General features: G+C 62.8%; 11 protein-coding genes. 5 read left to right on the top strand and 6 right to left on the bottom strand.

Annotated elements, in window-relative coordinates; translation table 11 throughout:
• The first annotated feature begins 82 nt into the window (after positions 1-82).
• The 4 genes from MGEO_RS08985 to glmM all read left to right on the top strand — a co-directional run bounded on the left by MGEO_RS08985 (position 83) and on the right by glmM (position 4148).
• Positions 83-715, top strand: a complete 633-nt coding sequence (locus tag MGEO_RS08985) for a cell wall hydrolase (protein ID WP_085636387.1) — start codon at positions 83-85, stop codon at positions 713-715.
• Between the two features lie 114 nt (positions 716-829).
• Complete coding sequence (locus MGEO_RS08980) at positions 830-1756, top strand: dihydroneopterin aldolase (RefSeq protein ID WP_085636386.1); 927 nt, start codon at positions 830-832, stop codon at positions 1754-1756.
• Positions 1757-1795: 39 nt separating this feature from the next.
• Complete coding sequence (gene folP, locus MGEO_RS08975) at positions 1796-2815, top strand: dihydropteroate synthase (protein ID WP_085636385.1); 1020 nt, start codon at positions 1796-1798, stop codon at positions 2813-2815.
• Positions 2805-4148, top strand: coding sequence for a phosphoglucosamine mutase (gene glmM, locus MGEO_RS08970; RefSeq protein ID WP_085636384.1), 1344 nt, complete (start codon positions 2805-2807; stop codon positions 4146-4148). Before folP ends, glmM begins: the two co-directional genes overlap by 11 nt.
• Before the next feature lie 59 nt (positions 4149-4207).
• Here the strand turns inward: glmM and MGEO_RS08965 are convergent, their stop codons facing one another.
• Both MGEO_RS08965 and proS read right to left on the bottom strand, forming a co-directional pair.
• Entirely contained in the window at positions 4208-5146 is a 939-nt protein-coding gene (locus MGEO_RS08965; RefSeq protein WP_085636383.1) for a serine hydrolase domain-containing protein, read from the bottom strand.
• Positions 5147-5196: 50 nt separating this feature from the next.
• Positions 5197-6540 (bottom strand): proline--tRNA ligase, encoded by a 1344-nt coding sequence (gene proS, locus MGEO_RS08960; RefSeq protein WP_085636382.1) that lies wholly within the window; start codon positions 6538-6540, stop codon positions 5197-5199.
• Between the two features lie 217 nt (positions 6541-6757).
• Between proS and MGEO_RS08955 the strand changes: the two genes are divergently transcribed.
• Positions 6758-7213, top strand: a complete 456-nt coding sequence (locus tag MGEO_RS08955) for a DsrE family protein (RefSeq protein WP_085636381.1) — start codon at positions 6758-6760, stop codon at positions 7211-7213.
• Positions 7214-7276: 63 nt separating this feature from the next.
• Here MGEO_RS08955 and MGEO_RS08950 read toward each other — a convergent pair whose 3' ends face one another.
• From MGEO_RS08950 to MGEO_RS08935, 4 genes are all read right to left on the bottom strand, one after another.
• A complete protein-coding gene (locus MGEO_RS08950; RefSeq protein WP_085636380.1) occupies positions 7277-9547 on the bottom strand; it encodes a TRAP transporter permease in 2271 nt (756 codons plus the stop codon).
• A 156-nt stretch (positions 9548-9703) separates the two neighbouring features.
• A complete protein-coding gene (locus MGEO_RS08945) occupies positions 9704-10693 on the bottom strand; it encodes a TAXI family TRAP transporter solute-binding subunit (protein ID WP_085636379.1) in 990 nt (329 codons plus the stop codon).
• A gap of 224 nt (positions 10694-10917) precedes the next feature.
• Complete coding sequence (locus MGEO_RS08940) at positions 10918-12261, bottom strand: sigma-54-dependent transcriptional regulator (protein WP_085636378.1); 1344 nt, start codon at positions 12259-12261, stop codon at positions 10918-10920.
• Entirely contained in the window at positions 12258-14177 is a 1920-nt protein-coding gene (locus MGEO_RS08935) for a sensor histidine kinase (RefSeq protein WP_211297941.1), read from the bottom strand. The genes MGEO_RS08940 and MGEO_RS08935 overlap by 4 nt, the downstream gene beginning before the upstream one ends.
• Positions 14178-14241 lie beyond the last annotated feature (64 nt).

The raw sequence follows: 14241 nt of genomic DNA, 5'->3' as shown, positions 1-14241 counted from the left end.
TAACAGCCCGTCGATCGCGCGGCGTTGCCTTATTTCTGTGCATTTCGCTGCCACCCACAATGTTGCGAGATAAACACTCGGTATGACGAGATTGTTTGCAATGATCCTGGCGGCGGCTGTTCTTGCGTCGCCCGCGCTCGCGGATCGGTCGAAGGCCGCCGCGCAAGCCCTTCTGGAACAGGAACAAACCGGATTGACCGCTGCCGGTCAGTCGCACCTGACATCGCTGGTCACCCCCGTGTCCCGCAACTCGGCAATCTACAACACGTCCTGGCTCAATGCACAGGACAAGCCCACAGGCGGAGCCCAGTGGGAATGTCTGGCCGAAGCGCTCTATTTCGAAGCGCGCGGAGAGACAGTCAAAGGCCAGTTTGCCGTGGCCGAAGTGATCATGAACCGCGTCAAGAGCGGCCGCTTCCCGAACAGTGTCTGCGGTGTGATCAACCAGGGCACCGGAAAGAAATACCAGTGCCAGTTCACCTACACATGCGATGGCATCCCCGAGCGCATCCACGAGCCGCGCGCATGGGAACGGGTCGGCAAGGTTGCGCGCGCCATTCTGGACGGTCGCGCCCCGATGAACCTGACCGACGGTGCCACGCATTACCACACCACGGCCGTCCGCCCGCGCTGGTCGCGCACCTATACCAAGACCACTGCGATCGGCGTGCATGTTTTCTATCGCCACACCTGGCGCGTCAGCAGCAACGGTTGATCTGACCCAAAAGGCTCTTTGAATGTCGCGGACGGGGTGAAATATGCCCTTTCGCGGCATTCTCGTTTCTGCCGACCTCTGATAGCCCGGAGAAACCGACAAGGGAGCCGCGCCATGAGTTCTGAAATCCGACTTGCTTTTGCACACCCGTCCGAGCGGGCCATTGCCACGGCGGATGATGGCCCGGTGGACCGCATTTCGCTGCGGGATCACATTGTCGAGGTCGAGATCGGGGCGTTTCAGGCTGAACGTGGCACGCGGCAGCGGGTCTGCTTCAACGTGGTGGTCGAGGTGGAGCCGATTGTTGGACATATCGACGACGATGTGGATCGCATCCTGTCCTATGACCGGGTGACCGAGGCGATCGCCACGGAACTTGCCGCCGAACGTCTCAACCTTCTGGAAACGCTGGCCGAGCGGATTGCAGAGCGCATTCTGCTGGAACCGCAGGCGCTGCGCGCCTTCGTGCGGATCGAAAAGCTGGACCGAGGTCCCGGCGCGCTGGGGGTCGAGATCGTGCGGTCGCGCAGCGATCTGGGCGATGCTGCTCAGGACGCCAGCCAGGAACGGCCGCATCCCCGCGTGGTCTATCTCTCCAACGCCGCCATGGCATCGGAGCATCTTGGAGCATGGATCGACCAGCTGTCGGCGGAACGCGCGCCACTGATCCTTTGCGTTGGTCTGCCGGACGGGCCACGTCCGGAGGCGGGACAGGCGCTGCCGCAACGGCGGGTCGATCTTCTGGCCATTGAGCAGAACGGCTGGTGCCTCGCCGCGCGCGACGCCCGCTGCAAGGTGGTTGCCACACGGACTGAACTGGACTGGGCGATGAAGAACGGTCAGGTCTGCATCTGGGCACCGTCGAAGATTGTGTTGGATGCGGTCGAGGGCCCCGAAACCAGCGTCACGGACACGGTCGCACTGACCGGCTGGTTCGCACAGGAAATGGAGGCCAGCGAGTTGCTGGTTGTGGATGCAGAGACGCCCGCACTGGAGAATGTTTCAGTTCGCAACAGTGCCATCGGCGAAAGCGTGCTCTAGCCGCTTGTCAAAGGGCGTTTTGCGTTTCAAAGACGCGCCATGACGCGCTATTTCCGCCCCCTTCCCCGTTCGGGCCTCGCCCGCCCCAAGGATGCCCTGCCCCTTGCCGGTGGCCCTTTGAGGTTTACCGAAGCCGTTGCGCTGGGACGGGGCCGGAAGCCCGAGGTGATTCCTGCGAAAGCAGTCCCGGAGGCGGTTCTGGAACGCCTGACCGGGGCACGCGCCCCGATTGCCGGGATGGCGATGGACCGCGTGACCCTTATGGGTATTCTCAATGTGACACCGGACAGTTTTTCGGATGGGGGCCGTTTCCTCGATCCGGAGGCCGCAGTGGCGCAGGCCCGGCACATGGCGGCTGAAGGGGCCGGACTCATCGATGTGGGCGGAGAAAGCACGCGTCCGGGCGCAGAGACCGTTCCGGTCGACGATGAGATTGCCCGAGTCGCGGGGCCAATCGCGGCAATGGCCAGGGACCTGGACGTGCCGATCTCCATCGACACGCGTAAGGCGCCTGTGGCTCAGGCCGCACTGGACGCCGGTGCCGCGCTCGTCAATGACGTGGCCGGGTTCACATTTGACCCTGATCTCGCGCCGCTCTGCGCTGCGCGGCAGGTCCCGGTCTGCGTGATGCATGCACAGGGCGATCCGCAGACCATGCAGACCGCGCCGCGCTATGGCGATGTCCTGCTTGATGTCTATGACTTCCTGTCAGACCGGGTTGAGGCTTTGGTTGGGACCGGGATTGCCCGGGATCAGATCCTCGTCGATCCGGGCATCGGATTCGGCAAGACGCTGGAACACAATCTGACGCTTTTGCGCGGCATTTCCCTTTTTCACGGTTTGGGATGCCCGATATTGCTTGGCGCGTCGCGCAAGCGGTTTATCGGGACGATTTCCGGGGCTGGCACAGCCGACACACGGATGGCGGGATCGGTTTCGGTGGCCTTGCACGGCGCGGCACAGGGCGTACAGGTTTTACGTGTGCATGACGTAACAGAAACACGTCAGGCCTTGGCGCTCTGGGGTGCAATCGAGTGGGGGTTCGGTGATGGTTCGTAAGCTTTTCGGAACCGACGGTGTACGCGGTACGGCAAATGCGTATCCCATGACGGCGGATATGGCGCTGCGGATCGGTGCTGCGGTAGGTCGGCACTTCCGGCAGGACTCGAAGGGGGTTCATCGGGTCGTGATCGGCAAGGACACGCGCCAGTCGGGCTATATGTTCGAAAACGCGCTGACGGCCGGGCTGACATCGACAGGTATGAACGTGCTGCTGCTCGGGCCGGTTCCGACACCGGCGGTCGGGCTGCTGACACCATCGATGCGGGCCGATCTGGGTATCATGATCTCGGCCAGCCACAACCCGGCGCGAGACAATGGGATCAAGTTCTTTGGCCCGGACGGGTTCAAGCTGTCGGATGCCGACGAGGCAGAGATCGAGGCCCTGATCGAAACGGGCGTGGAGCCGGCGCAGGCGGAAAACATCGGGCGCGCCAAGCGGATCGACGACGGACGGTTCCGCTATCAGGAGCGGGTCAAGTCGACCTTCCCGGCGGACCTGCGCCTTGACGGGCTGAAGGTGGTGATCGACTGCGCCAACGGGGCCGCCTACAAGGCCGCCCCCGAGGTACTGTGGGAGCTGGGCGCGGATGTGATCCCGCTGGGCGTGACCCCGAACGGCAGCAACATCAATGAAGGCTGCGGGTCCACCCATCCGCAACTCGCGGCTGCCGCGGTGGTCGCACATGGGGCCGATATCGGCATCTGTTTGGACGGCGATGCCGACCGGGTGATCCTGATCGATGAGACCGGACAGGTGGCCGATGGCGATCAGATCATGGCGCTGATGGCGGCCCGCTGGGCCGAAGAGCAGCGCCTGCGCGACGGCGTTTTGGTGGCCACGGTGATGTCCAACCTCGGGTTGGAGCGGTTCCTCGACGGGCGCGGATTGCGGCTTGAACGCACCGGCGTCGGCGACCGCTATGTGGTGGAAGCGATGCGGCGCGGGGGATGGAACCTCGGTGGCGAGCAGTCGGGCCATATCGTGATGACCGATTACGCAACGACCGGTGACGGACTGATGGCCGGGTTGCAGTTCCTTGGCGAGATGTGCCGCACCGGCAAACCGGCGAGCGCGCTGGCGCGCAGTTTCGACCCGGTGCCGCAATTGCTCAAGAACGTGCGCTATGATCCGTCCGTTGCGCCGCTTGAGACCGCGTCGGTCAAGGCAGCCATTGCGGATGCCGAAGCGCGGCTCAACGGCAGCGGGCGGCTGTTGATCCGCAAATCGGGAACCGAACCGCTGATCCGGGTTATGGCGGAATGCGAGGACGAGGCGCTTCTGGTCGAGGTGGTGGACGGCATCGTGGCCGAGGTCGCGGCGTCTGTGTGAGGGGTGCGCGGATGGGTCGACCCATCCACCGTTTGCGTTGACGCAAACGGAGCGGAGCGTCAGCGATCGCGCAGAAGCGGTTCCAAACCATCCGACAGGGCGTGAAACTGCGCTGGCTTGGCCACGGGCACATCATACCCCATCGCCGCCACCGCACCGGATGGGTAGATCACGGCGAAGGCACCCGTTTTTGGCCCGAACGGGATCGAAATTGCTCCGGCGTGGGACATCCGGAACCCGGTCTCCTCAGCTTCGTAATTCATGCCCAGCCCGTAAAAGCTGCCTTCGGCGCGCTTGATATGCGGCAGCGCCAGCGGATCGCGCCCGACCCGGCCTTCCGGCCCGAACCAGTGCCAGAGCAGCGCCGCGTGATCCGCCATTGTCATCCGCCACCCGCCCCAAGCGGCAAAGCCTCCGAAACGCGGTGACAGATCTCCAGACACCCCGGCGGGGTCGAAGACGCGGGTGCGGCACGCGTCGGCGTAGGTTTTTCCCGTCACCAATTCGATGATCCGGCCCAAGAGCGCGTAGTTTTCATTGTTATAGGCAAACTCACCACGCGTGCCGTGCTGGCGGCCGCGGTTCAGGACGATCTCGGTCACGTGGGCGTGGCGGGGTTCGTCCTCGTTCAGCCAGAACCCCATGCGAAGCTGAGTCGAGTCCCGTCCGATCCCGGCGCTGTGAGTGACAAGTTCCGCCACAGTCGCAGGAGGCGCATCCTGCCCCAGCGCATCCGTGAGCGTCGTATCCCACGCCAGTATGCCGTCATCCACCAAAGACAACACACAGAGCGCGGTGATTGCCTTTGAGTTGGAGGCCAGGTCATGCGGCGTATCGGGGTTCAAAGCCTCAGCGGGCACCCCATTTCGTATCACCTGCATCAGTGCCGTGTCCGCACCCGCCTCGCGTGCCCAGGATTGGAACAGCGATACCGGATCGGACGCGACAGCCGGGGTTGCCGCTGCGACGCCGAACAAAAAAGCCAGAAGGCGTGTCATGCCTTCTGGCTAACAAATGCCCTCCGCCCCGTTCAAGGTGCGGATCTGCGTCAGGCGGTCGCTTTGCCGTAGATGGCGGCAATCCGGGCGATGGCCTGTTCGGGCGGCAGTTCTTCGCTTTCGCCGGTGCGGCGCGAGGTCAGTTCGACAACACCGTTCTTGAGCCCACGCGGGCCAACAGTGATCCGCCACGGCAAGCCAATCAGGTCCATTGTCGCAAACTTTGCCCCGGCCCGTTCGCTGCGGTCGTCGTAGAGCGGCTCCAGACCAATCGCAGTCAGGCTGTTGTAAAGCGCGTCACACGCGGCATCCGCCTCGTCGTCACCCTGCTTGAGGTTGACGATCCCGCAATGGAACGGCGTCACGCCTTCGGGCCAAATGATGCCGTTGTCGTCATGGCTGGCTTCGATGATCGCACCCAGAAGGCGGCTCACACCGATCCCGTGCGACCCCATATGCACCGGAACCTTGTTGCCCTCGGCGTCGGCCACGGTTGCGCCCATCGCGTCGGAATACTTGGTGCCGAAATAGAAGATCTGGCCCACTTCGATGCCCCGCGCGGTGCGGCGGCGCTCTTCGGGGACTTTGGCGAACTCGGCCTCGTCATGGGTTTCATCGGTGCGGGCATAGCGCGAGGTGAATTCTTCCAGAACCGCCTGACACTGTTCAACACTGTCATAGTCGATGGCGCGGTCGCCGAATTTCAGATCGGTGATCTGGCTGTCATAGAACACCTCGGATTCACCGGTTTCTGCCAGCACGAGGAATTCATGCGTGTCGTCGCCGCCGATGGGGCCGGAATCGGCGCGCATCGGGATCGCTTGCAGGCCCATCCGTTCATAAGTGCGCAGGTAGCTGACCAGGTGACGGTTGTAGGCGTGCAGCGCGTCTTCCTTGGTCAGGTCGAAATTGTAGCCGTCCTTCATCAGGAATTCGCGGCCCCGCATCACGCCGAAGCGCGGGCGGATCTCGTCGCGGAACTTCCACTGGATGTGGTAGAGCGTCAGCGGCAGGTCCTTGTAGCTGCCGACATGGCTGCGGAAAATGTCGGTAATCAGCTCTTCGTTCGTGGGACCGTAGAGCATGTCGCGGCCGTGCCGGTCGGTGATGCGCAGCATTTCCTGACCGTAATCGTCGTAGCGCCCGGATTCGCGCCAGAGGTCTGCCGATTGCAACGTCGGCATCAGCATCGGGATATGGCCCGCGCGGATCTGTTCCTCGTGCACGATCTGTTCGATGTTGCGCAGCACCTTGTAGCCCAGCGGAAGCCAGGAATAGATGCCCGCAGACGCCTGCTTGATCATGCCGGCACGCAGCATCAGCCGGTGGCTGACGATCTGGGCCTCGGCGGGGGTTTCCTTGAGAACGGGCAGAAAATAGCGGGACAGACGCATCTGGGACCTCTGATCGGTGGTTTGGCCCGTCCTAGCGGGTTGCATCGGCACCGACAAGAGCGGTGCGGCCGCCCATGCACAAGATCCTGCGGTCAAGCAAGATCAGGAATCGGCGGTGGGGTGCCATCAGGTCAACCAAACCCACGCGGTGCGCAATTTTCTGGACGCATGCGGATTTCCGTATCTACCCTGGGTCCATAACCAAGGGAGGACCAATATGACTTTATCACGCCGCGCGGTGCTTACCGGGATTGCCGGGACCGCGCTTCTCACCTCGCCCGTTTTTGCCGGGCAAGCCGGTGACGGGACCAAACGGCTCGCTATTCAGATCAGCGACAATGACCCCGCCACGTTCAACAAGGCATTGAATGTCGCCACGAATTTTGCCCGTGGCATGAGTGAATCCGGTGATTTCTACGAGGTCGAGATCGTGACGTTCAACGCCGGTCTTCACATGCTGCGCACCGACACCTCGCCGGTGATGGACCGGATCCAGAGCATCTCGAGCAGTATTCCCGAGATCAAGTTCAGCGCCTGCGGTAACACCATCAAGGGCATGACGAAGAATGAAGGCAAGGCGCCGCCGATTACGGAACATGCGGGCGTCGTTACAGCCGGTGTCGTGCGTCTTATGGAACTGGACGATTCCGGGTACTACGTCATTCGCCCCTGAGCGTCCCAGAGACATTCCCAAAATGCGACAGGCCGGGCGTTTGCCCGGCCTGTCTGCGTTGTGTCAGTCTGCACCGCGCACCGGAATGGGCGCGTTCGGATCCGGGTGGAACAGCTTTTGCACCAGCCATGCCGCTCCGGTTACGCCGATCCCGATCAGGTCGGTGACCAGACCGCCTTCGATCATGAACAGTGCGGCCCCGATCAGCGCAAGCCGGATGAACCATGCCGAACGCTGACCCAGGAACCATCCCTGCACACCGCCCGAGAGGAGGAACACCCCGAACACCGCCGTCACACCGGCGCGGATGACCTCGAACCATGTGCCGTCCATGAGCAGGGCGCTGTTGTAGAAGAACATGAACGGAACGATGAAGGCCGCAATGCCGACCTTGAAGCTGACCACGCTGGTTTCCATCGGGTTCGCGCCCGAGATCCCCGCTGCCGCGTAGCTGGCCAGCGCCACCGGGGGTGTGATGGCTGACAGCACCGCAAAATAGAACACGAAGAAATGCGCGGTCAGTTGCGGGATTCCCAGCTGCACAAGCCCCGGTGCGACGACGGACGCGGCCACCGCATAAGCGGCCGTGGTCGGCATCCCCATCCCCAGCAGGATCGCAATGCACATGGCAAAGAACAGCGCCAGCAGTTGCGATGTTGCCGCAAGATCGAGCAGGACCGCCGAGAAGCGTGCGCCCACGCCTGTCAGTGAAATCACGCCAACGATGATACCGGCGCAGGCACAGACCGCGATGATCTGGATTGACATGATGCCAGCCAGTTCGAACGCCTTGGCAATGCCGCGCAGGGTCATCGGGAACGGGGTCAGCCAACTGACCATGGCGGCTGCGATTGTCGCCAGCGTACCGGCCCGGATCACCGAATATCCCATGAAGAGCGCCGCGATCAGGATGATGATCGGGATGAAAAGATAAAGCTGCCGAACCATCTTGGCGAGTTTCGGCAATTCGTCCTCGCGCATGCCGCGCATGCCAAGTTTGGCCGCTTCGAAATCAACCATGAAGTAGACCGACACGAAGTAGAGCACCGCCGGGATGATGGCCGCGATGGCAATATCCTGATACGGGATGCCGGTGATCTCGGCCATGATGAAGGCCCCTGCCCCCATGATCGGCGGCATGATCTGACCACCGGTCGAGGCAGCCGCCTCAACGGCGCCAGCCACCTTGGGGCGGTAGCCCACTTTCTTCATCAACGGGATCGTCAGAGAGCCCGTCGCCACCACGTTGCCCGCAGACGTGCCGTTGATCATGCCCATGAGACCGGAGGCGAAGATCGCCACTTTCGCCGGGCCGCCCCGCGCGCGACCTGCGGCGGCAAAGGCGAAGTTGACGAAGTAGTCGCCCACCTTGGACGCCTGCAGGAAGGCCGCGAAGATGATGAACAGGATGATGTAGGTCGATGACACCGCCGTGGTCGGGCCAAGGATACCGGCGTCGGAATAGACATGGCCGAAGAACCGCTGCCAGCTGTAGGCGCTTTGCACGGCAAGGATGCCGGGCAGCAGGTGGGCGGTAAAGGTGTAAACCAGGAACACACCGGTGATGATCACAAGGGCCAGACCGGCCACACGGCGGGTCAGTTCGAGGATCATCACGGTTCCCGCAGTCGCGGCGAAGGCCACACCAATGGGAACGAACGGCGTCCCGACCGAATTTCGGGCGGCGGTGCCGTAAATGGCGATCAGGTAGGCGGCAACCGCAACACCACAGATGGCCAGCAGAATGTCCGAGGCGCGGAACTGATCGCGCGGTGCCTTTTCGAGCCAGCCAAGAACGACGCCGCCGATGCTGGCTGCCAGAAGCGGCACGCCAAAGTACCAGACCTCCTGCCCATAGATCGGCGTTCCGGCGAAAGCGGGCCATGTGGTCAGGCCGCCCATCTCGGGGAGTTCACCCGACGCAATGGTGCGGGCGAACCAGAGGCTGGTGCCCAGTGCGAACAGCGCGGGCAGCATCAGGAGGTAGGCGATTTTGTCCCACGGCCCCGATCTGCCGGCCTCATCGTCACTGTCGCCGAACATCATCGCATTGTAGACCAGAAAGCCCAGCGCCAGCGCGCCCGCGATGTGGACGATGCGGAAGTTCCAGGTTTCCATCGGAAACTGCGGAAGGAAGGGAATGGTGATGCCGGTATAGGCCGAAATCGACACCCCGTTCAGCGCCGCCATGTGAAAGAGCGCATAGAGCGCGGCAAACCCGGCGACAGCCTGCAGGCGCCATCCGGTGAACAGCCGCCGGTTGCCTTCGATCGGCTCTTCATCGACGCCTTCAGCGATCAGGCCCTCATCGGCCTGTGTAGACTCCTGTACCATTGCCACCTCCCTGGCAAAGCCGCCATGCGTCCCGCTTTGGCGCTTGATGTCTTGAGAATTCCTTGGGGCAGACCGGAGAGGCAGTCAGGTGACGCCTGTGCGGAGTCTGCTGGAAATGGAGCGGCGCAACCCTGTGTCGCGCCGCTCCTGAACGGCTTACATGCCGTGGATCATGCTGTCCGGGATATCCGCGCCTGCGTTATCCTTGAACCACTGGGCCGCGCCCGGGTGCCACTTGAGCACGCCATTCTTGTCCCAGTTCTCAGGCAGGGTCGAGCGCGCCGCGCGGTGGATGTTCACCATGCGCTCGTTGTCGGACATGACCACGTCCACAACCGCGTTCACAAAGCTTGCCGGAAGTTCGCAGTTGGCAATTGCGAAGTTCCACATCGACACCGAGCGCGCCGGAGCTTCGAGTGTTGTGTAGGTATCCGCAGCAATCTCAAACGCCGATACCGGGAACGCTTCCATGATCTGCGCCTGCTCTTCTTCGGTGAATTCGATGATGTTCACATCGGTCTGCACCTCAAGCTGCGACACGGCCGGAACCGGAACACCCGCAGCGAACGCGATAACGTCGAGCAGGCCGTCCTGAAGCTGACCGCCGAGGTCGGACCAGCCGCCGTTGCGGCGTTCGAAGTTCACGCCCAGCTCTTCCATCATGCGCGGGAAATAGGTGTCAGAGGTCGATCCCGCCGGTCCGAAACCGATGCGCGCGCCTTCCGGAATATCCGAGATCGAGCTAATGCCGGACGACGACAGGGCCGTCACCGAGAACGGCGTCTGGTACATCGGGAACATCGCGCAGGCATTGGTCATCTGAAGACCCGGCGCGATCGGGTTTGTGCCGCCCAGTGATTCCGCTGCCGGACCCATGGTCGTCATGCCGAACTGTGCGTCGCCGGTATGCACCAGCGCCATGTTCTGCATCGGGCCACCTGTGACTTCGCCACCGCCGGACACGCCCAGTTCTTCCGCGACAAGGTTTGCCCAGCCAGAGCCGTAGGCAAAGTAGGTGCCGCCCTGTGACGCGGTACCGACGGTAAAGCTTTCCGGCCAGCCTTCACGGTCGACGTGACTGCCCGCATTGGCCTGACCCGTGACCGCAACGGCCACGGCAAAGGTGATAGCTGTGATTTTCTGCATTGGTTCCTCCCAAACGCATTTTCAGAGTTTTCCGCCCGGTCCGTGTCTCCCGCCGGGTCGCGCAGTAGGAACCATGTCCATGCGGGCAACGCCTAGCGCCGTTAACGCCAACATCTCCGGCAAAATGCGTTTTTTTCGGCACCATGGGTGGAAATGGGAACAAAGCGCCCAATCCGTGGGTCGCAGGTGACACATTCAAGCGCGTGACGCCTGTGTTCAACCCGTCAGGTGTCCGGTTCGACGAAGGAGTCGCGGTCCAGACCGTAGCGCTGCATTTTCTCGTAGAGCGCCTTTCGCGAGATGCCCAGCGCCTCATACGTGTCCTTCAGCCGGCCACCATTGGCCGCAAGGCTGGCCGCGATCAAGGCGCGCTCATGCGCGGCAACGCGCTCGGCCAGGGATGCCATTTCCTGGGAAGGATGCTCTTCGCCTTCGTGCAATCCAAGGACGTAGCGCTCTGCCGCATTGCGCAATTCCCGCGCGTTCCCCAGCCAATCGCGCGAGGCGATGGCATCCAGAACCGCGCCGGGAACCTGCGGCACCGGCTGTCCATAGCGGTCGGCCATTTGCCGCACGAAGGTGAGAAAGAGCATCGGAATGTCTTCCCGCCGGGCCGCGAGTGAGGGCATTCGCACGGTCACGACATTCAGGCGATACAGCAGATCGCTGCGGAAGGTTCCCTTGGCAGCAGCGGCTTCGAGATCGGATTTCGAGGCGGCCACGAACCGCACATCGAGGTCGATGGGATCGTGCGACCCGAGACGGTTGATCGAGCGGGTTTCCACCGCGTGCAGCAGCTTGGCCTGAAGTGCCAGAGGCAGGCTGTCGATTTCATCAAGAAACACAGCGCCGCGCCGCGCATGTTCGAACTTGCCCGCCCGCGCGCGTGTTGCTCCGACAAACGCCCCCGGCTCGTGACCGAACAGTTCGCTCTCGATCATATCGGCAGGCAGGGCGGCGCAGTTGATGGCAACGAACGGTTTGTCCGACCGGGCGCTGGCCGCGTGCAACGCCTGCGCGGCAAGCCCTTTGCCGGTGCCGGTCTCTCCAACGATCAGGACATCCGCATCGCTTGCGGCAACGGCGTTGATCTGTTTTCGCACCCGCTCCATTTCGGGACTGAAGCCGCGCAATCCCTCGCGCGCGCCGATGAACGGGGCAACCTGACTGCGCAGCTGACGGTTTTCGATGGTCAGCCTGCGCATAGTAAGGGCGCGGCGCACGGCATCGACAAGGCGTTCGGGCGCATAGGGCTTTTCGATGAAGTCGTAGGCCCCTTCCCGCATCATTGCGACCGCAAGCTCAAGATCGCCATGTCCGGTGACAAGGATCACTGGAAACTCCGGGTCCTTGCGGAGAGCCGCGCGCAACAACTCTGTCCCGTCCATGCCGGGCATCCGGATGTCACTGACGAGGATCCCCGGAAAGTCGGGGCCGATTTCGGTCAGCGCCGCCGCAGCGCGGTCGAAACAGAGGCAGTCGAGATCCGCAAGCTCCAGCGTCTGCTGGGCCGCAATCCGCAGCGGCTCTTCGTCATCGACGAACAGTACGGGTCCCGTCGCGCTCATTCGGCCGCCGCCATCGATGGTGCCTCGGCCAGCGTCAGTGACACGGTGAAGACCGCTCCGCCATCAGGATGATTGCGGCCTTCGAGTGTGCCGCCGAAGTCCCGAACGATGTTGTACGAGATCGACAGCCCAAGCCCCATGCCTTTGCCCGGCTCTTTGGTGGTAAAGAAGGGATCGAACAGCTGCGCGATCTCGGCATCCGTCATGCCGGTCCCACGGTCGCGCACGCTGACATGCACCCGGTTGTTCTCAAGATCGATGGACAGGTCGATCAAAGGGTCGGTCTGGTCGCTCATTGCGTCGACCGCATTGCTGAGCAGGTTTACGAAAACCTGTTGCAGTCGCACCTGCCCGCCCAGCACCCAGATCTCACCGTCGATAGTTCCGCGATCCACGCGGCAGCCCGAAGCCCGCATCTTCGGTTCCAGAATGATCAACGCGCTGTCCAGCGCCCGGTTGAGAAGAATCGGTTCGGTCTTTTCGCCGGGACGGCGGGCGAAGTTGCGCAGATGGGTCGAAATCGCAGCCAGCCGGTCGGCCATATCGTCGATCATGCCAACGTTCTGGCGCACCTTGTCCGGCTGGCCGCGATCAAGATAGGCGGCGGCATTCCGGGCAAAGGACTTTACGGCTGCAAGCGGCTGGTTGAATTCGTGACTAAGAGCGGCGGCCATCTGGCCCAGCGCAGCCAGCTTGCCCGCCTGGATCAGCTCTGTCTGGGTCTGGCGCAACAGGGTTTCGGCGGCCCGGCGTTCTTCGACCTCCTGCGTGATGAGCCGGTTGGCCTCCTTGAGTTCCGCTGTCCGCCGCGTCACCCGATGTTCCAGTTCTTCCTGCATCGACAGCGCGGCACGGATACGCTCCTGCAGCTGCATCCGGCGCTGGATCACCACGGTCGCGATCAGTCCGACAAGGAGCAGCAGCAGCGCAGTCAGAGCCACGGTGCCCATGGCCCGTGTCCAAGCCTGTTCTGTCGGGGTAAGCAGCGAGACCTGCCATCCGGCCTCGGGGATCATCTGGCTTTGCACGATGAAACGCTCGGTCTGGCCGTCGTCGCCGGTGATCGACAGATGGCGGAACCTTTCGTCAAAAGGCTGCTGTGTGATCTGCAACGGCAGCAGCTGATCCATCGGGTATTTCTTCGTGGCCTCGATGGCATCGCGCGCCGCGTCGCTGAGAGGACCAAGCGAGCGGAAATGCCAATCCGGACGGCTGGCCATGAAGATCACACCGGCATCGTCCTGAACGATGATGTCATTGGTCCCGTCGCGCCACGCGGCCTCAAACGCATCGACGGTGAACTTGACCGCCAGAACGCCGACGATCCCGGTCGTGTCACGCACCGCTTCGGCGAAGAAATACCCGCGTTCACCGGACGTGGTGCCGAGCGCAAAGAACCGCCCCTGCTGCCCGGCGAGAGCCAGAGTAAAATAGGGACGATAGGCAAAATTCTGACCGACGAAGGACAGCTCCTTCCAATGGTTGCTTGCCGCGATGGTCAGACCGTCCGGATCGATCAGAAAGATGTCCGACAGCCCAACCTCCTCGGCAGTGCGCCGAAGATCTGCATTGACCCGGTCGATCAGAGCGGTGTCCGAGGGATCTCGCAGCGCCCGCGCCAGATCGGGACGTTCGGCAATAAGACCGGGAAGCGCCTCGAAGCGGCGCAGAGAGCCATTGAGACCTTCGACCGCCAGACCGAGCGTCGAGGCTTCACGGCTGCCCAACTGGTTCAGATAGACCCGCTCCAGCGCCGGAAACAGCAGCAACAGCAGCGCCAGAACCATCGCTGCCGCTCCCGCGATCAGGGCAACGGCCCAGGTCAGGGCTTTGCGATGCAGACGTGTCTTGAGCGTATCCGACATGGCAGGAAGATGCGGCGAATTTCCGGGCGACACAAGCCGCAGGCCAACCATGCGCCCCCCTGAAACGAGAGCGCCCAGCCAATGCGGCTGCCTTGCTCTTGAAACCCCGGCTCCG

It is taken from the genome of Marivita geojedonensis (genome assembly GCF_002115805.1).
Lineage (GTDB): Bacteria > Pseudomonadota > Alphaproteobacteria > Rhodobacterales > Rhodobacteraceae > Marivita > Marivita geojedonensis.
Note: the sequence above shows the minus strand (reverse complement) of the source record. Positions and strands in the feature narration are given on the sequence as shown.

What these genes read in the sequence shown, in the direction of transcription:
- proS (WP_085636382.1), bottom strand. Translation starts at nt 6,540, where the DNA reads ATGCGTCTGTCCCGCTATTTTCTGCCCGTTCTCAAGGAAACCCCCGCC.
- MGEO_RS08940 (WP_085636378.1), bottom strand. Translation starts at nt 12,261, where the DNA reads ATGAGCGCGACGGGACCCGTACTGTTCGTCGATGACGAAGAGCCGCTG.
- MGEO_RS08955 (WP_085636381.1), top strand. Translation starts at nt 6,758, where the DNA reads ATGACTTTATCACGCCGCGCGGTGCTTACCGGGATTGCCGGGACCGCG.
- MGEO_RS08965 (WP_085636383.1), bottom strand. Translation starts at nt 5,146, where the DNA reads ATGACACGCCTTCTGGCTTTTTTGTTCGGCGTCGCAGCGGCAACCCCG.
- folP (WP_085636385.1), top strand. Translation starts at nt 1,796, where the DNA reads ATGACGCGCTATTTCCGCCCCCTTCCCCGTTCGGGCCTCGCCCGCCCC.
- MGEO_RS08985 (WP_085636387.1), top strand. Translation starts at nt 83, where the DNA reads ATGACGAGATTGTTTGCAATGATCCTGGCGGCGGCTGTTCTTGCGTCG.
- MGEO_RS08980 (WP_085636386.1), top strand. Translation starts at nt 830, where the DNA reads ATGAGTTCTGAAATCCGACTTGCTTTTGCACACCCGTCCGAGCGGGCC.
- MGEO_RS08950 (WP_085636380.1), bottom strand. Translation starts at nt 9,547, where the DNA reads ATGGTACAGGAGTCTACACAGGCCGATGAGGGCCTGATCGCTGAAGGC.
- MGEO_RS08935 (WP_211297941.1), bottom strand. Translation starts at nt 14,177, where the DNA reads ATGGTTGGCCTGCGGCTTGTGTCGCCCGGAAATTCGCCGCATCTTCCT.
- MGEO_RS08945 (WP_085636379.1), bottom strand. Translation starts at nt 10,693, where the DNA reads ATGCAGAAAATCACAGCTATCACCTTTGCCGTGGCCGTTGCGGTCACG.
- glmM (WP_085636384.1), top strand. Translation starts at nt 2,805, where the DNA reads ATGGTTCGTAAGCTTTTCGGAACCGACGGTGTACGCGGTACGGCAAAT.